The following is a 17,705-nucleotide window of genomic DNA, read 5'->3' on the forward strand; positions in this document are numbered from 1 at the left end:
GTGGCAGATTGGAAAAGGCAGTGCCGTCATCGCCCCGAATTGCCGTCGCTTTCGGCGGCGGCGGGGCGCGGGGTATTGCTCATCTCCATATCGTCGAAGTGCTCGATGAACTGGGCATCAAGCCGGTCGCCATTGCGGGTTCTTCGATAGGCTCGATCGTCGGGGCAGGAATGGCGAGTGGCATGACCGGCCACGAGATACACAAATATATGGCGGCGATTTTCAATCGCCGTTCGGAAGTCGCAAAGCGCATCTGGCAAACCCGTCCGGCCCGTTGGGTCGAATTGCTCAAGGGCGGCCTGCGTGTCAGCCAGTTCAATATCGAAAAGGTGCTGGACGTTTTTCTGCCTGAGAGCCTGCCCGCCAATGTGGAAGAGCTGAAAATTCCCATGAGCATCACGGCGGCGGATTTTCACGCCGCTCAGGAGATTCATATCCGCGATGGCGATCTGCATTCAGCGATAGCGGCATCTTGTGCAATACCGCCGGTTTTCGCACCCGTGCGCCGGGAAGGTCGAATTCTGGTCGATGGCGGCTTGTTCAATCCCGTGCCTTTTGATTTGTTATTCGACAAGGCCGATATCGTTATCGGTATCGACGTTGTCGGCACGCCTGTTGGCCCGGACGATTATATGCCCACTACGTTCGAAGCAGTGATCGGCGCCAACCAATTGACTATGTGCTCCATCATCGAGAACAAGTTTCGCATCCGTCCGCCGCACATTTTTATCCGTCCCAATGTCGAACGGATCGGGCTTCTGGATTTCCTGAAGTTCGAACAGATCCTGTCGCAAAGTGCCAGTGTTCGCGACGAACTGAAGCGCGCCATAGAACTGACGATCGAGGGGAAAGCGGCGCCGATAGGCTCAACTCTGGCGAATTGAGTCTATCGCCGCCGTAGCGCAGAGCTATTCTGCCGGGACGGCCTGTGCTGACGAGGCCGTTGCATCTTCCACCGCCTTGTCGATACGCTGGCCTTCGCGAGTGGGTTTGACCAGCGGCTCAGGCGTTACAGGCTTATTGAACAACAAATGTCGACCAGCCATGATGCCTTCCGAAGCCTGTACGTGGAGCCGGTCCTCGTCCCGCTGACGCACGTCTTCGCGAATTCCATAGGCTTGCGCTTCGGCCATGCCGAGCCCTTCGAGCGTGCGCTGACCGAAAAGCAGACCCGACTCGAACGTTTCGCGCAGTTCGTATTCCACGCCCTGGGCCCTTAATTGCAATGTATGTTCGCGATCATATGAACGAACGAACAGCCTTACGTCTGGATATTCCGACTGGATGAGATTGACGATGTGGTTGGTCGTTTCCCGTTTGTGGGTACAGACGGCGACGATCTTCGCCTTTCGGATTCCTGATGCTTCCAGCACGTCTTTGCGGGTGCCATCGCCGAAATAGATACGGAAACCGAATTTTCCGGCTGCGCGGACGCGATTGGGAGAACTGTCGATCACCGTTACGTCGATACCGCCAGCAAGCAGGATTTGAGCGGCGATCTGGCCATAACGCGAGAAACCGATCATCAGCACGTCGGAACCGGCGCCGTCAAAATTCTCCTCGATGACATCGACCGTCTTGTCCTTGATGAGCAGTTTCGAGCCGAGTGCGACAGAAAGCGGGGTGAGTGCCATGGAAACGGTAACCGCGGCCACAAGCTCTGAACCGAGAGCGCTGGAGATTATGCCTCCCGCAGTGGCCGCAGAGAAAAGTACGAACGCAAACTCGCCGCCTTGCGGAAGAAGAAAAGCGATCCGCACGGCATCATTATGGCTGGACCGGAAGGCGCGGCATAGAAGGTAAATGATCCCAATCTTGGCTGCCATGAAGACGGGAACAGCAAGAAGGATTATTTTCCAGTATTGAAGGATTACCGAAAGGTTCAGGGACAGGCCGACTGCGACAAAGAACAAGCCAAGGAAAATTCCGCGAAATGGTTCGATGTCGGCTTCAAGTTCGTGCCGGTAGGATGATTCCGCCAGCAAGACCCCTGCAATGAATGCGCCCATGGCCATCGAAAGGCCAGCAGCCTGAAGCAGACTGGCCGACCCAAGCACCACAAAGAGCGCGGCGGCGATCATGACTTCACGAGCGCCGGTATTGGCGATGATGCGGAACATGGGATTGATGAGATAGCGTCCCGCAATCACCAGCGCTGCAATGGCTGCGATGGCAGTGGCGAGATGAAAACCAGCACTGGCCTGGGAAGGCTCGTTCGGGGATAACGCTGGAATGATTGCAAGAATTGGTACGATCGCCAGGTCCTGAAACAGCAGAATCGCAAAGGCGCGCTGCCCGTGTTTCTGGTTGGTTTCAGCCCGGTCCTCCAGCACCTGCATGGCAAATGCCGTGGAAGAGAGCGCGAGGCCGAAACCGATGATGATTCCTGCTTCTGTGCTGAGACCGGCAAAGTAGATGCCAAGGGCAGTAAGTGCGGCTCCGCAAAGCAGTACCTGCGCGCTTCCAAGGCCGAAAATCGAATGGCGGAGAGCCCAAAGCCTTGACGGCTTCAGCTCGAGACCGATGATAAAGAGCAGGAACACGACGCCGAGTTCGGAGAAATGCAGAAATTCCTCTCCATCGGCGACAAGGCTTGCCACGGGGCCTATCGTAATGCCTGCCGCAAGATAGCCGAGGACCGTGCCAAGCCCTAATCGCTTGAACAGCGGTGCCGCGATAATCGCGCCGCCCAGAATCATCAGGCACTGTAGGTAGAGGTTTCCGCCAGTCGCAACCATGCCAAGCTCTTGGAATTTGGAGAAATGTGGGAGGACTTGCCTTGAAGCCCTTGGATTTCGTCAATATAGAAACAAGATATGGCTGTAATCAGCCCGATGTCGAACAATTTGACGATATTTTTTGACAAGTCCCGGTTTCGATCATGCCGCAGACTATGGTGCGTGGTCGAACCGCGAAGCGCTTGGGAAACTCGGATTATATAATGATTTCAGATAATTCGGCGGAAAAACTTGTCGATCGAGCCGCCGTGCTCGTGGCCGCTGCTAGGCGGGCAGGTGCCGATCACGCTGACGCAGTCGTGATGCGGGCGCGTTCTGTCAGCGTGTCGGTGAGACTTGGCAAGGTTGAGGGAACCGAATCGTCGGAGAGCGATGACTTCTCCTTGCGGGTTTTTGTAGGTCGCCGCATTGCCAGTGTTTCCGCGAATGCGAGTGCCGACCCTGACCGGCTCGCTGAGCGGGCTGTAGCCATGGCGCGTGTTGCACCGGAAGACCCTTATGAGCAACTCGCCGATCCCTCGCTGCTCGTGGTCTCGCCTCGCGATCTTGATCTCTTCGATTCAACGGAAATCGATACCGAACGTTTGACTCAGGATGCCCTTGCGACGGAAGAGGCGGCGCTTGCGGTTAAAGGCGTGTCGAATTCGGGCGGGGCTGGCGCTTCGCGCAGTCTGGGTGGCCTGGTGCTCGTCACATCAACAGGTTTTTCGGGGCACTATGCGGCTACACGATTTGGCCGGTCGGTCTCTGCCATTGCTGGCGAGGGCACGAAAATGGAGCGCGATTACGATTTCAGTTCGCGGCTGCATTTTTCCGATCTGGATACACCTAGCGAAATAGGCCGCCGCGCGGGAGAACGCGCTGTGCGGAGACTGGGTGCGCGTCAGGCAAAAACCGGTCCCGTCACAGTCGTTTATGATCCCCGGCTTGCCCGTGGTATTGCCGGGCATCTTGCCAGCGCCATCAACGGCGCTTCGGTAGCGCGCAAGACCAGTTTTCTTCGTGACAGTCTCGGCAAACAGGTTCTCAAGTCCGGTATAAATGTTACCGATAATCCGCTGCGTGTGCGCGGCTCTTCCTCGCGTCCGTTCGACGGTGAGGGGTTTGAAGGACAGCCGTTGATGATGGTCGAGGACGGCGTTCTCAATTATTGGCTGCTTTCAGGATCGAGCGCCCGTGAACTTGGACTGCAAGGCAATGGCCGGGGCGTTCGTTCCGGCTCTGGTGTTTCGCCAGCATCCACCAATTTTGCGATAGAGCCCGGTTCGCAATCGCCGGAAGAGTTAATTCGTTCCGTCGGCACAGGCTTTTACGTGACGGAAGTGTTCGGGCAGGGCGTGGACATGATTACCGGCCAGTACAGCCGTGGCGCGTCGGGCTTCTGGATCGAGAATGGGGAACTTGCCTATCCTGTAAGCGAAGTGACGATTGCTTCGAACCTCAAGGATATGTTCCTCAATATGACGCCTGCGTCCGATATTGACAGGAACTTTGGAATGGCGGCGCCGACACTCGTAATCGAAGGCATGACCCTTGCCGGAAATTGACAAGCACAACGACGTTTCTGGAGAACTGGCCCTGTTAAGAGATGCGGCCCGCGAAGCAGGCCGCATCGCGATGCGCTACTTTGGCAGGTCGCCGGAGGTTTGGCTGAAGGATGGCGTGTCGCCGGTGAGTGAAGCGGATCTTGCCGTTGACCGCTATTTGAAAGAGGTTCTTTTGAACGCGCGGCCGGATTATGGCTGGATATCGGAAGAAACTGTCGATGATCGGGCGGCGGCCAAACGCAGCCGTGCCTTTGTGGTCGATCCAATCGACGGCACGCGTGCCTATATCGCCGGACAGGATCAATGGTGTGTGAGCATTGCCGTCATCGAAAATGGTCGTCCTTTGGCGGGTGTGCTGGAATGTCCGGCGCGAGCGGAACTCATCGTGGCGGGAAAAGGTGTCGGCGCTTCGCAGAACGGCGCTGCCATTCGTGTCAGATTACCATCGCCCGATGAACAGGTGACAATAGCATCTGCGCGCAACATGGTGACGGCACTTCCGGAAAGCTGGCGAGGCCGCGCAAAGGTTCATCCCTATGTTCCGTCTCTTGCTTACCGAATTGCAATGGTGGCGCGTGGAGATATAGCTGGCACCTTCATTCGGCCCAATTCGCATGATTGGGATCTGGCAGCAGCTGATCTGATCCTCGGTGAGTCGGGCGGGGCAATCCTGACAAGCGATGCCTTGCCGATCGCATATGGTGGACCAACGCGGAGCCATGGCGCTCTCGTTGCCGCCAGCGGGAACCTTCTGCAAGAAATGTTGAGTGTTGTCGCGGGCTGACCCTTGGGTTAATCATGCCGCGAACCAAATTTGTTCAGGGATAATTGTCATGAGCGTCGAAGGCGACAAAAAGCAGCTTCTTCATCTGGTGTTTGGCGGCGAGCTGAAAAAGCTCGGTACCGTTGAATTCCGTGATCTTGAAAACCTCGATATCGTTGGCATCTACCCGGATTACGAATCGGCCAAGACCGCGTGGAAGTCCAAGGCCCAGCAAACGGTAGATAATGCCCACATGCGCTACTTCATCGTGCACCTGCATCGGTTGCTCGATCCCGAAGGTGTGACATTGAAGGCGGATTGAGCAGCGGCCCATACCGGATGCACAGTGAAAACAGCTCAGGTCAGGCAACCGGACGGAAAAAACAGGGATTCGCGAAGCGCTTATGGCGGCGCATTCGCGGACCGCTGGCGCAGTCTGCCGTGGTCAGATCTGTGCTTGTGTGGCTGATCACCGCATACTTCAAATTCGTCTATCTCACCAATTCGCGCCTGAAGGAATCTGCCGATCCGCAAGCACTCGTCGGCAAGGACGATCCATTCATCGTGACTTTCTGGCATGGGCAGCATCTTATGGGGCCGTTCATCTGTCCCCGGGGAATCGAATTGGTTGCCATGTTTTCGCGCAGCGCGGATGCGGAGCTGAATGCGCGTGTGGCGGAGAAGCTCGGATTGGTGACGGTGCGCGGGTCTGGCGGTCGCGGTTCTCGCTCAAAACCTGAAAAGGGCGGGGCACGGGCACTTCTGACGCTGAAGAATGCTCTCAAGAAAGGGCAATCGGCGTCAATGATAGCGGATATTGCTCACGGGAAGCCGCGTGAGGCAGGAGAAGGTATCATTTTGTTGGCGAAATTATCCGGCCGTCCGATAATACCGGTTGCTTATGCCTTCTCCCGGAACCATGTTTTGGAAAAGTCGTGGGATAAAACGGCGATTCCGCTGCCCTTCGGGCGTTCGATTATCGTGCGCGGCGACAATGTATGGGTCGACGCGGATGCCGATGAAACGCAACTGGAAGAAAAACGCATGGAGCTAACGCGCCAACTCAACGACGCGACCGCCAAGGCCTATGCAGCGTTGGAGAAAGCGAAATGAGCGAACGCTGGGCGCGCAATATGTTGTCTGCCTACCGCGTACTCGGCTCCGCGGCCTATCCTCTCATGGGGCCTTACATTGCCTACCGCGCTTCTCGCGGCAAGGAAGAACGCATGCGTCGTGGCGAGCGCTACGGCAAATCCATTATCGCGCGTCCCCAGGGGCCAGTCATCTGGGCTCATGCGGCGAGCGTCGGAGAAACAGTTGCAATCACACCGTTGATTGAGCGGATAGCTGCAACGGGTATTCATATCGTTCTGACAACCGGCACGGTGACGTCGGCGAAAGTTGTTGCGGAACAATTGGGTAACAAGGTTATCCACCAATATGCACCGCTGGACCTGCAGCCTGCGGTCAACAGGTTTCTCAACCACTGGAAGCCTGATCTTGCGATTGGTTGTGAATCCGAAGTCTGGCCGGCAACAGTCCTTTCACTAGGCAGCCGCCATACGCCGCAGGTTCTGGTCAACGGGCGCATGTCTGATCGCTCTTTTGCCGCCTGGCAGAAAAGACCGGCCCTGGCAGAAGCGCTCTTTGAAAATTTTGCCTATGTGGTCGCACAATCGGAACTCGACGCAGATCGCTTCCGGGCGCTGGGTGCACGGCCGGTAAGCGTTTCAGGAAATCTGAAGGTGGATACGAATCCACCACCAGCCGATCTGCAGGCGCTAGCTGCATTGCAACGCCAGATCGCCGGACGGCGGACATGGTCTGCCATTTCGACCCATGATGGTGAAGAAGCGATTGCCGCCGAAGTCCACCAGATGCTGAAAGTCCGTTATCCGCATCTTGTCACGATCATCGTGCCGCGCCATCCGGATCGCGCTCCCACCATTGAAGCCATGCTTGCTGAAAAAGGCCTGAAGGTTGCACGCAGGAGCGCCGGTGAGCCGATTGAAGCCGACACGGATATCCTTCTGGGTGACACGATCGGGGAGATGGGGCTTTATCTCCAGCTCACGGAGATTGCATTCATTGGCAACTCCCTGACCAAGGAAGGCGGGCATAATCCGCTGGAACCAGCAATGATGGGGACCGCCGTACTGACAGGGCGGAATGTCCAGAACTTCCGGGAATCCTTCCAGCGTCTCATCAAGAATGGCGGTGCGCGCATTGTGAAGGATCGCAACATGCTGGCAGGGGCGATCAACTTCCTGTTCAACAATCCCCAGCATCTGCGTGGCATGATCAATGCCGGTGTGAATACGGTGAAAGACATGCGCGGTGCGCTGGACCGGACGCTCGTAGCACTTGAGCCTTTCATCCAGCCATTGATCCTGCAGGCACAATTGCCCGGCAATCGCAATGAGGTTGCATATCAGTCGGGCGGACACTGACCATGGCGAGTGAGGCGCCGCCTTTCTGGTGGGAAAAGCCTGATTGGCGTGCGATGTCTCTGGCGCCTGCTGCCCTGCTTTACGGAGCGGTGGCCGGGCGTCGGCTTTTGAAGGCGGATCCGCCGCGAATTTCCCTGCCCGTACTTTGCATTGGCAATTTCACGGTGGGGGGAGCTGGAAAAACCCCGACCGCCATCGCCTTTGCCAATGGCGCAAAAGCGCGGGGTTTGCGCCCCGGTATCGTCTCGCGGGGATATGGTGGCGCTTACAGGGGATTGCACGTTGTCGATGCCGCACATGACAGTGCGCGCTACGTTGGGGACGAGCCGCTGCTATTAGCGCGCCATGCCCCGGTAGCTCTCTGTCCTGATCGACTGAAGGGAGCGCGACATCTGCAGACGCTCGGCTGCGATTTCATCATCATGGATGACGGTTTTCAGAGCGCGCGGCTTTTTGCCGATTTTTCGCTGCTGGTGGTGGATGCGGCACGCGGCATTGGAAATGGGAAAGTCATACCGGCAGGCCCGTTGCGGGCTCCGCTGACCGACCAGATGCGCAAGACCGATGCCTTGCTGCGCATTGGCAAGGGCGACGGCGCCGACTTCGTGATCCGTCAGGCAGCGCGAGCGGGCCGACCCATATATGAAGCGCGTCTTGAGCCCTCGTCTACAGCACCGGTCGCGGGTAATCGCTGGCTTGCATTTGCCGGTATCGGCAACCCTGAAAAATTCTATGCAAGTGTTGCTGAAGCAGGAGGTGAGATTGTGGAAACGCGCTCGTTTCCTGATCATCACAGTTTCGAAGCGGATGATATCCGCAACCTGACAGATGCTGCCCGCCGCCAAGGCCTGGGTCTGATCACCACGGCGAAGGATCAGGTGCGCCTGGCAACGATGGTTGGAGTCCCCGCCGGATTTCTGGAAAAACTTGCTGTCCTCGACGTCGACCTTAAATTTGATCGCAAGGATGCGCTCGGCCGAATTCTGGATACGGTCACAGAGCGCTTCAAAAGCCGCGTGACGAGCTAGTTTAAGCCTTCCTGCGGCTGCGCAGCTCGGGATTGACTTCCAACTCCCGTTCAAAAGAAATCAGCCCCGTTGCATAAGGCTCCTGCCGGGCTACGCTCCAATATTTCAGTTCATCGAGCGGGATGTGAGCGCCGGTCACTGCACATGCCACATAGGCACCATGCCGGACGATCTCGTAGTCACCGTCGAGATAGCGCAGAACAGCTTCGGAGGAACGGGGCGATTCAAATTTATTCATGTGTCTAAAACCTTTGTAACGGACTCTAGCAAGCGTCGCGCGTTGCGTCCAGCAGTACCGCATTTTGCTCTGTCGTAATTCTGTCAGCGCCTGCCGAAAAGCCGTTCGATGTCAGTCAGCTTCAGTTCGATATAGGTCGGACGACCGTGGTTGCAGGTGCCTGAGCCGGGAGTGGATTCCATTTCACGCAGAAGCGCATTCATTTCTTCAGGCTTCAACCGCCGTCCAGAGCGCACGGAACCATGACAGGCCATCGTCGCCGCCACATGGTTCAACATTGCTTTCAGCCCATCGGAAGTGTCGTGCTCCGCAATCTCGTCCGACAGATCGCGGATCAATTGCTGCACATTCATTTCTCCGAGCATGGCTGGCGTTTCACGCACGACGATAGCGCCCGGCCCGAATTGCTCGATCCCGAGGCCGAAGCGAGCAAGCGTTTCCGCGTGTGTTGCCAGCCGTTCGGCGTCCTCCTCCGGAAGGTCGACGATTTCAGGAATAAGCAACATCTGTCCCGGTATCGGGCGGGAATGCAATGCGTTTTTCAAGGCTTCGTAAACAAGGCGTTCGTGTGCAGCGTGCTGGTCCACGATGACGAGACTGTCTTCCGTCTGTGACACGATGTAGTTGGCGTGGATTTGTGCGCGGGCTGCTCCCAGTGGTTTCTGCTGTAGTTCCGCTGGCGCTTCGTGAACTGTTGCACGGGCATCCGCCGCGAGCACATTGACGGCTGCAAGCGTCGCCTGCTCGCTCTCCTGAAAAGATGGCGAGGTTGCGAAATCGAGTGGCCTATGGGCTGGATGCGCAGTCTGCGGAGACCATTCCGTCCGCGGGGCGGGAGGTGCAGGACGCCAGCCGCCGGAGGCGTAACCTGTAGAGGAAGAACGCGAGGCAAAGGAGGACGGCGAGGGCTGCAACCCTTCGGCGCGGAAGGCTTGCAGCATGGCATCGGCGCCGCTCGTCGCGGGCCTTATGCCCGATTGCGCCAGTGCCTGCTTGATCGCGCCGACGATCAGCCCGCGCACAAGACCCGGATCCCGGAAACGCACGTCGGCCTTGGCAGGATGCACGTTGACGTCGACCAGCGCGGGATCCAGCGTCAGGAACAATACGGCAACCGGATGGCGATCCCGCGCCATCACGTCTGCATAGGCTCCGCGCAATGCACCGAAAAGCTGCTTGTCACGCACCGGGCGACCGTTCACATAGGCGAACTGATGCAAGGCATTGCCGCGATTATGAGAGGGAATGCCGACGAAACCCGCCAGCCGCACACCGTCGCGCTCGGCATCTATGGCCAGCGCATTTTCGCCGAACTCTTTTCCCAATACCTGATTGATGCGCTCAAGCGTTGCTTCGGCGCCGCTGCCCGTTGCCGCAAGCTCCAGCGGCGTCCTGTCGCTGCCTGCAAGGGAAAAGCGGATATGCGGAAAGGCAATCGCGATGCGTTTGATGACATCGGTTATGGCGGAAGCTTCCGCGCGGTCAGTCTTCATGAATTTGAGGCGGGCCGGCGTCGCATAAAAAAGGTCACGCACCTCCGCTATCGTTCCGCGATTGAGCGCTGAGGGGCGGGGCCCGTCCAGATGCCCGCCGGAAACAGAAACTTCGAAGCCGGAGTCGGCGTCTTGCGGACGGGATTTGAGCACCAGCTTGGCCACCGAGCCGATTGATGGAAGGGCCTCGCCACGAAATCCCAGAGCACGGATGTCGTGCACATCGTCTGAAAGCTTGGAGGTGCAGTGGCGGGAAACTGCCAAGGGAAGTTCGTCAACGGGAATGCCGGACCCATTGTCCGTTACCCGCAACAAGGTCTTGCCGCCGCCCCCCGTTACGACCTCGATGCGGGTCGCTCCGGCGTCGATGGCGTTTTCGACAAGTTCCTTGATGACGCTGGCGGGGCGCTCGATGACTTCACCCGCCGCGATCTGGTTGATGATGGTTTCGCTTAAGTGTCGAATGGGCATGGGCGGACTATAAAAGGATTCGCTTCCGTAAAGAACACGCTTCTATCGCCCGCCAAGACTCGCCTATGCGCATTGGGAGGAATTGCCAAAATCCGCCTGCCAGCGTCATCCCGATAGTCAGCTTATTCTTTTGCGTAATCCTTGTGTGCGGGCAGGTTCAAATCCTTGAGGCTATCCGCATTGATAACTGCACGGGCCACGGCTTCTGCCATCACGGTTGCTGCAATCGCGCCTATTGCCGTTACGTCGGCCTCCACCCCCTTCGCCTTGCCTGTGGAAAGAGCGAAGATCGTGTCACCGTCCCACATCGTATGGATCGGGTTGATCGTGCGCGCAAAGCCGTCATGCGCCATGCCGGCGATCTTCTTAAGCTGCGCTTTGTCGAACGGGACATTGGTCGCTATCGCGCCGATCGTTGTGTTCGCGCCACCCGATTTAACCACGCCGTAACCCTGCATGATGGCTGACATCGTATCACGGAATCCCTTGCCGTCCTCGGTACGCGCGCCGGCCAGTATCCGGCGTGAGTTAGGGGCATAGACGTCACCGACAGCATTGACGGCAACAATGGCGCCGACCACGATTTCGGTGCCAGGGACCTTGTAACTCGCCGTGCCAAGCCCGCCCTTCATGGCATAGTCCATGCCGAACATCTTGCCGACAGTTGCTCCTGCACCCGCGCCGATATTGCCTTCGCCCGATGGTTCCGCCTTGGCTGCCTTGCAGGCAAGATAGCCGTCTTCCTCTCCGGGGCGGACAGAAAAATCGCCAACACCAAGGTCCATCAGGATTGCCGCCGGTACAATCGGAACAACGCCCTTGCCAATCTTGAAACCGAGATTGTTCTCTTCGAGATATCGCATCACCCCGGTGGCGGCCGCCAGACCATAGGCGCTGCCGCCGGATAGTAGGATAGCCTGAACCTGCTGCACATAATTGATCGGATCGAGCAGATCGGTTTCCCGCGTACCGGGTGCGGAACCGCGCACATCAACCCCGGCAGAAGCGCCTTCCTCGCAAAGCAGAACCGTGCATCCGGTCGGGCGCTTTGTCAGCGTATGATGACCCAGCTTAATTCCGGGCACATCCGTAATACTTCCACCCATGAGTTCCAGCACGCTTTCTCCTCCCTTGTTGGCAGCGGACGCTACATTGACGACAAGGGGCATTGCTCCAAGTCCTGCAAGCGACATGGCAAATCTTCTGCGATCCATGAACAGTTTTCTCCTCCATTTTCACTCTGTGGTGAGTGCATATTCTTTAGCGTGCCGAGCGTCGCGGACATCGTTCTTATGGTTGCTATGCGATGTTTCACATAGTTTTGGGCCGCGGATAAAGGCGAATTCGCTGGCGGAATTTTTCACTTTGCCTGCAAATCTGTCACTCCCGGATTGCGATGAGCGAAGATTTATCACCCAAATCCTTATCGGTAACTGAAACTTGTCTGCAAAAGGCTTCCCATTTGGTCATAACCGTGTTACCAGCCGGTGCCAATTCAACCTAGCAAATCAGACTCGTCGCTGCTCCCGGACCTATTCCGGAGAGGCGGCTTTTCTCATTCGATAAAACCGGCAAAGGAATTGGCAATGGCTAAAATCGTGGAATCGCCCACTGGCGCGCTCGCTCTCACATTCGACGATGTGCTGCTTCAGCCGGGCCATTCCGAAGTAATGCCGGGGCAGGTCGATCTGCGCACGCGCATCGCCAAGGACATCGAGCTTAATCTTCCTCTTCTTTCGGCGGCCATGGACACCGTAACGGAGTCCCGTCTGGCCATCGCAATGGCACAGGCCGGGGGCATCGGGGTCATCCACCGCAATCTGACGCCGGAGCGTCAGGCGGAGGAAGTCCGCCAGGTGAAGAAATTCGAGTCCGGCATGGTTGTGAACCCGGTTACCATCGGACCGGACGCCACTCTGGCCGATGCGCAGGCATTGATGAAGGCGCACGGAATTTCCGGCATTCCGGTTGTCGAGAATGCAGCCAAGGGGCCCGGACGTCTTGTTGGCATCCTGACCAATCGCGATGTGCGTTTTGCTTCCGATCCGAAGCAGAAAATCCACGAACTGATGACCCGCGAAAACCTGATTACGGTCCGTGAGAATGTCAATCAGGACGAAGCAAAGCGCCTCCTGCACGCACATCGCATTGAAAAGCTTCTTGTCGTCGACGATCAGGGACGTTGCGTCGGTCTGGTGACGGTCAAGGATATCGAAAAGTCGCAGCTCAATCCCAACGCCGCGAAGGATGCGCAAGGTCGCCTGCGCGCCGCTGCTGCAACAAGCGTCGGTGAAGACGGATACGAACGCGCCGAGCGCCTGATCGAAGCGGGTGTTGATCTTCTGGTCGTCGACACGGCACATGGCCATTCACAGCGCGTTCTGGATGCTGTGGCGCGCATCAAGAAAGCCTATCCCAATGTCGCAATTCTTGCAGGCAATGTGGCAACCACTGCCGGTACCAAGGCGCTGATCGATGCCGGAGCGGATGCGGTCAAGGTTGGTATCGGGCCGGGCTCCATCTGCACCACTCGCATCGTTGCGGGCGTCGGCGTTCCGCAGCTTTCAGCCATAATGTCAGCGGTCGAGGCGGCGCAGAAGCAAAATATCCCGGTGATCGCAGACGGTGGCATCAAGTTCTCCGGTGATTTTGCCAAGGCTCTGGCCGCCGGAGCAGTCGCCGCGATGGCAGGCTCGCTGCTGGCCGGTACCGAGGAAAGCCCCGGGGAAGTCTATCTGCATCAGGGCCGCTCGTTTAAAGCCTATCGCGGCATGGGCTCGGTCGGAGCCATGGCGCGTGGTTCGGCTGATCGTTATTTCCAGGCGGAAGTGCGCGATGAGCTGAAACTCGTACCGGAAGGTATCGAAGGACAGGTTGCCTACAAGGGTCCGATTTCCGCGGTTCTTCACCAGCTTGCTGGTGGACTGCGCGCTTCCATGGGTTATGTGGGGGCGAAGACGCTGGAAGAATTCCGCGAAAAGGCAACCTTTGTGCGCATTTCCAATGCCGGTTTGAGGGAAAGCCATTCGCATGGTGTTGCGATTACCCGGGAGAGCCCGAACTATCCTGGCGGTATGTAATATCATTTCGCATAGGTAAAAGGAAAAGGCGGCTCGGTTGCGCCGCCTTTTTCATTTTTCAGTTCGTCACTGTCTTCAGCTTCTTGATCTCGGCTCTGATTTCGTCAAACGGCCCAACTTTATGCGTTTGAACGGGCAGGTCGTCGGCATAAGGGCCGTAGCTAGCGTCTACCGGCTTTTCCAACCGGTTCGGGAAGTCTTTATCCAGGTCCGCTTTCGCCGGACGCGGCTTGGACTGGAAGAAAGCAGCGATGTCCCAGGCGTCTTCCGGCTCCAGCTGTGGTTCCTCCAGCGATACGCCGTTCGGCATGTTGGCGTGAATGAAATTCGCGGCTGAGATCAGCCTGTTCATGCCTGCGCCATCGTTGAAGCTATCCGGGCCCCAAAGCGGTGGAAATTCATAGCCCTTTGCATCGCCCACGACGCCAACACGCTTGCCCTGGCCATCCGCTCCATGACAGGCGGCGCAAGTTTCGGCGTAGAGTTTCTCGCCATGTACCGGATCCGCCGCGCGCTTCAATTCAGGCATTTTTCCGGAGCCGCGCCCCTTCGTGTTTTCACCGACAATCGTGCCAGCGGATACATATTTGATGTATGCGACCATCGCCTTCATCTCGGCAGAGTCGATAGGGAGCGCTTTGCCGTTCAGGCTTCGGGTCATGCAGCCATTGACGCGATCCTCAATCGTGCCCACTTGCCCTTCACGGGAACGATATTGTGGGAAGTCCCCGTAGACGCCAACCAGTGGCAATCCATACTTCTTGGTTCCTGCTTCCAGATGGCAGCTCTGGCAGGAAAGATTGTTGCCTGCAAAACGTTTGGTTTCATCGGCTACTTCCGGGCCTATATGCGCATAAGTCGCAATAATCAGATCACGGCCTTCGCGCACAACGCGTCCCCACGCGTCATCAGGCAATGTATCTGGATCCGGTATGTTCCAGGCTGCTTCTTCAGTCTCTGCGGCTTTTACGGGCGCGCTTTGCGTGTTTGCAGCAGTCGCCGCTTTCTGCGGCGCAGTCGCCGTACTCTTGGCGACACTATTGCTGGTACGTGGCGGTGCAGACGATCGCGAACTGCCGCTCGTCGCCGCGAAATATCCCAGGCTAAGGCAAAAGACCACGCCATAGGCCGTCAAATCAGACCACCTCATCATCCCCTCCAGGCAATACGTTTCAGAATCAAAACGTTTGGTGGCTAGGCTTCGAAGCTTAATGCAGCCTTAAGAGTGCAAAGGTCTTACGAGCCGAGGGTGATGAGATCGTCCGGGTTCACTTTCAATTTTTGTGCGCTTTCGACGATACAGTCGGCGAGGGCGTTGAAATCCTCTCGACGCATGCTCTGCCGCCGCCAGAAGAGGGCAATCTCCCGCTTCGGCTGTTCGCCGTCAAACGGGACAATACGCATATGATTGCTGCGTGCTTCGGCGCGCACCGCGATTTCTGGGATGAGTGTAAGGCCCATGCCATGGCTCACCATTTGCAAAAGGGTGGTCATGCTGGTGGCGCCATATTTTACCAGCTGGCGCTGCGACGGTAGCGAGCAAACGGCAAGCGCCTGATCCCGCATGCAATGTCCTTCCTCCAACAGGAGCAGACGATCGAGAGCGACATTGTCCTGTGTCATCGGCGAAGCGAGAACAGTTTGATCGTTGGTGGAGGTCGCGATCAGAAAGCGATCATCGAAGAGCTTCCTTTGGGTAAGTCGCTCGTCGTCAATTGGAAGAGCGGCAACAATCGCATCGATATCGCCTGCATGCAGTTCATCCAGTAGTCTGGCAGTCACGCTTTCTCGTAATTGAAGGCGGAACGACGGATGTCGTTCGCGCAGAAGCGGAATCAGAACCGGGACCAAATAGGGGGCCACTGTGGGAATTATGCCCAGCCGCAACCGTGTCTGCAGAAGCCCCCGGCTCTGCGCTGCTATTTCCTCAAGGGAGTGGAGCTCGCGCAAAACCGTCTGAATGCCCGGATAAAGTTGCTTGCCGAGCTCTGTCATTATCACTTGCCGCTGCGAGCGTTCGAAGAGCGGCGCACCTGCAAGCGCTTCCATTTCCGCTATCTGAGCCGAAAGGGCCGGTTGCGACACGTGGGCCAGTTCGGCCGCCTTGCGAAAATGCAGTGTGGTGGCGAGCGCATCGAAATAGCGCATCTGACGTACTGTAAACATGATAGGAAAAACTTATCGGAAATAATCGGAAAAGCAATTGGAGATTATGATTGGAGTAGGTCTAATCTACGCCCGTTCACTAGCCCCGGTGTGACGCGGACAAGCCGTGTCATGCTTCTCGGACGCTGGTCGTATTCCAATATTGGCTTTTCAGGAGGGAATTCCCATGGCAGATCGCCCGATAATGACGACGAGCGCAGGTGCTCCGATACCGGACAACCAGAATTCCCTGAGCGCAGGCGAGCGCGGCCCGCTTTTGATGCAGGATTACCAGCTCATTGAAAAACTGAGCCATCAAAATCGCGAACGTATCCCGGAACGTGCGGTCCATGCCAAGGGTTGGGGTGCTTATGGCACACTGACCATCACCGGCGACATTTCAAAATATACCAAGGCCAAGGCTCTCCAACCGGGTGCTCAGACGCCGATGCTGGCGCGTTTTTCCACCGTTGCCGGCGAACTTGGAGCCGCCGACGCTGAGCGCGACGTGCGCGGCTTTGCCCTGAAGTTCTACACCGAGGAAGGCAACTGGGATCTCGTCGGCAACAACACGCCTGTGTTTTTCGTGCGCGATCCGGTCAAGTTCCCGGATTTCATTCATACCCAGAAGCGTCATCCCAAGACGAACCTGCGTTCAGCGACAGCCATGTGGGACTTCTGGTCGCTCTCACCGGAAAGCCTGCATCAGGTAACGATCCTGATGTCGGATCGCGGCTTGCCTACGGACGTCCGTCACATCAACGGATACGGCTCTCACACCTATTCGTTCTGGAACGATGCCGGTGAGCGCTATTGGGTCAAGTTCCATTTCAAGACCATGCAGGGCCACAGGCACTGGACTAATGCGGAAGCCGAGACCGTGATTGGCCGCACGCGTGAATCTACACAGGAAGACCTCTTCACTTCCATTGATAAGGGCGATTATCCGAAGTGGAAGGTTCAGGTGCAGATCATGCCGGAACTCGATGCCGACAAAACGCCTTACAACCCGTTCGACCTCACCAAGGTCTGGCCGCATGCCGACTATCCGCCGATCGACATCGGCATCATGGAGTTGAACCGCAATCCGGAAAACTATTTCACCGAGATTGAGAACGCAGCGTTCTCGCCGTCGAATATCGTGCCGGGCATTGGCTACTCGCCTGACAAGATGCTTCAGGCTCGTATCTTCTCCTATGCGGATGCTCATCGCCACCGGCTGGGCACGCATTACGAAAGCATTCCGGTCAACCAGCCGAAATGCCGCGTCCATCATTATCACCGCGACGGTCAGATGAATGTCTATGGCGGCATCAAGACCGGCAATCCGGACGCTTATTACGAGCCGAATTCCTTCAACGGGCCGGTCGAGCAGCCAGCTGCCAAGGAGCCGCCGCTGCGTATTTCCGGCGATGCCGCCCGTTACGACCACCGTGTCGGCAATGACGACTATTCGCAGCCACGTGCTCTGTTCAATCTGTTCGATGACGGTCAGAAGCAGCGCCTGTTCTCCAACATTGCTGCGGCAATGGCGGGAGTGCCAGGGTTCATCGTTGAGCGCCAGCTTGGTCACTTCAAGCTGGTCCATCCCGATTATGAAGCCGGGGTGCGCAAAGCGCTTAAGGATGCTCATGGCTATGAAGCCAACACGATTGCCTTGAGCGAAGAGGCAACAGCGGCAGAATAAGCTGGCATTGTAAGCTTGAAAAAGCCGGAGCTCGCCGCTTCGGCTTTTTTTGTTTTGATTTGCCG

At 57.2% G+C, this 17,705-nt stretch carries 15 protein-coding genes; 9 read left to right on the top strand and 6 right to left on the bottom strand.

What is annotated here, in order from left to right; genetic code table 11:
* Positions 1 to 8: 8 nt before the first annotated feature.
* Entirely contained in the window at positions 9 to 884 is an 876-nt protein-coding gene (locus tag OINT_RS13985; RefSeq protein WP_006468507.1) for a patatin-like phospholipase family protein, read from the top strand.
* Positions 885 to 908: 24 nt separating this feature from the next.
* Here the strand turns inward: OINT_RS13985 and OINT_RS13990 are convergent, their stop codons facing one another.
* Positions 909 to 2,738: a monovalent cation:proton antiporter-2 (CPA2) family protein gene (locus OINT_RS13990; protein WP_025092075.1), complete on the bottom strand. Its 1,830-nt coding sequence runs from the start codon at positions 2,736 to 2,738 to the stop codon at positions 909 to 911.
* Positions 2,739 to 2,941: 203 nt separating this feature from the next.
* Between OINT_RS13990 and OINT_RS13995 the strand changes: the two genes are divergently transcribed.
* The 6 genes from OINT_RS13995 to lpxK are packed head-to-tail and all read left to right on the top strand — an operon-like array spanning position 2,942 to position 8,526.
* Positions 2,942 to 4,285, top strand: a complete 1,344-nt coding sequence (locus tag OINT_RS13995; RefSeq protein WP_006472752.1) for a TldD/PmbA family protein — start codon at positions 2,942 to 2,944, stop codon at positions 4,283 to 4,285.
* Positions 4,272 to 5,069: a 3'(2'),5'-bisphosphate nucleotidase CysQ gene (locus OINT_RS14000; RefSeq protein ID WP_006468511.1), complete on the top strand. Its 798-nt coding sequence runs from the start codon at positions 4,272 to 4,274 to the stop codon at positions 5,067 to 5,069. Before OINT_RS13995 ends, OINT_RS14000 begins: the two co-directional genes overlap by 14 nt.
* Positions 5,070 to 5,118: 49 nt before the next feature.
* Positions 5,119 to 5,370 carry a DUF4170 domain-containing protein gene (locus OINT_RS14005; protein WP_006472753.1) on the top strand — a complete coding sequence of 84 codons (252 nt, stop codon included), beginning with the start codon at positions 5,119 to 5,121 and terminating at the stop codon, positions 5,368 to 5,370.
* A gap of 17 nt (positions 5,371 to 5,387) precedes the next feature.
* Entirely contained in the window at positions 5,388 to 6,161 is a 774-nt protein-coding gene (locus tag OINT_RS14010) for a lysophospholipid acyltransferase family protein (RefSeq protein ID WP_006472754.1), read from the top strand.
* A complete protein-coding gene (gene waaA / locus OINT_RS14015) occupies positions 6,158 to 7,498 on the top strand; it encodes a lipid IV(A) 3-deoxy-D-manno-octulosonic acid transferase (protein WP_006468514.1) in 1,341 nt (446 codons plus the stop codon). The genes OINT_RS14010 and waaA overlap by 4 nt, the downstream gene beginning before the upstream one ends.
* 2 nt (positions 7,499 to 7,500) lie before the next feature.
* Positions 7,501 to 8,526, top strand: a complete 1,026-nt coding sequence (gene lpxK / locus OINT_RS14020; protein ID WP_006468515.1) for a tetraacyldisaccharide 4'-kinase — start codon at positions 7,501 to 7,503, stop codon at positions 8,524 to 8,526.
* 1 nt (position 8,527) lies between these two features.
* Here the strand turns inward: lpxK and OINT_RS14025 are convergent, their stop codons facing one another.
* The 3 genes from OINT_RS14025 to OINT_RS14035 all read right to left on the bottom strand — a co-directional run bounded on the left by OINT_RS14025 (position 8,528) and on the right by OINT_RS14035 (position 11,942).
* The gene (locus OINT_RS14025) at positions 8,528 to 8,764 is read right to left on the bottom strand and encodes a DUF2093 domain-containing protein (protein WP_006472755.1); all 237 of its coding nucleotides are present in this window, start codon (positions 8,762 to 8,764) and stop codon (positions 8,528 to 8,530) included.
* 83 nt (positions 8,765 to 8,847) lie between these two features.
* Positions 8,848 to 10,728 (bottom strand): DNA mismatch repair endonuclease MutL, encoded by a 1,881-nt coding sequence (gene mutL / locus OINT_RS14030; protein ID WP_006468517.1) that lies wholly within the window; start codon positions 10,726 to 10,728, stop codon positions 8,848 to 8,850.
* Between the two features lie 122 nt (positions 10,729 to 10,850).
* A complete protein-coding gene (locus OINT_RS14035) occupies positions 10,851 to 11,942 on the bottom strand; it encodes a P1 family peptidase (protein WP_006468518.1) in 1,092 nt (363 codons plus the stop codon).
* Between the two features lie 372 nt (positions 11,943 to 12,314).
* Here OINT_RS14035 and guaB point away from each other — a divergent pair, with 372 nt between their 5' ends.
* The gene (gene guaB / locus OINT_RS14040) at positions 12,315 to 13,808 is read left to right on the top strand and encodes an IMP dehydrogenase (protein ID WP_006472756.1); all 1,494 of its coding nucleotides are present in this window, start codon (positions 12,315 to 12,317) and stop codon (positions 13,806 to 13,808) included.
* A gap of 58 nt (positions 13,809 to 13,866) precedes the next feature.
* On the opposite strand, the gene OINT_RS14045 is transcribed toward guaB, so the two are convergent.
* Complete coding sequence (locus OINT_RS14045) at positions 13,867 to 14,958, bottom strand: c-type cytochrome (protein WP_006472757.1); 1,092 nt, start codon at positions 14,956 to 14,958, stop codon at positions 13,867 to 13,869.
* A gap of 86 nt (positions 14,959 to 15,044) precedes the next feature.
* On the bottom strand, positions 15,045 to 15,974 hold the full coding sequence (locus OINT_RS14050; protein WP_006468522.1) for a hydrogen peroxide-inducible genes activator: 930 nt from the start codon (positions 15,972 to 15,974) through the stop codon (positions 15,045 to 15,047).
* 166 nt (positions 15,975 to 16,140) lie between these two features.
* On the opposite strand from OINT_RS14050, the gene katA reads away from it, so the two are divergent.
* Entirely contained in the window at positions 16,141 to 17,640 is a 1,500-nt protein-coding gene (katA, locus tag OINT_RS14055) for a catalase KatA (RefSeq protein WP_006472759.1), read from the top strand.
* The last annotated feature ends 65 nt before the right edge of the window (positions 17,641 to 17,705 follow it).

The organism is Brucella intermedia LMG 3301, assembly GCF_000182645.1.
Classification (GTDB): Bacteria; Pseudomonadota; Alphaproteobacteria; order Rhizobiales; family Rhizobiaceae; genus Brucella; species Brucella intermedia.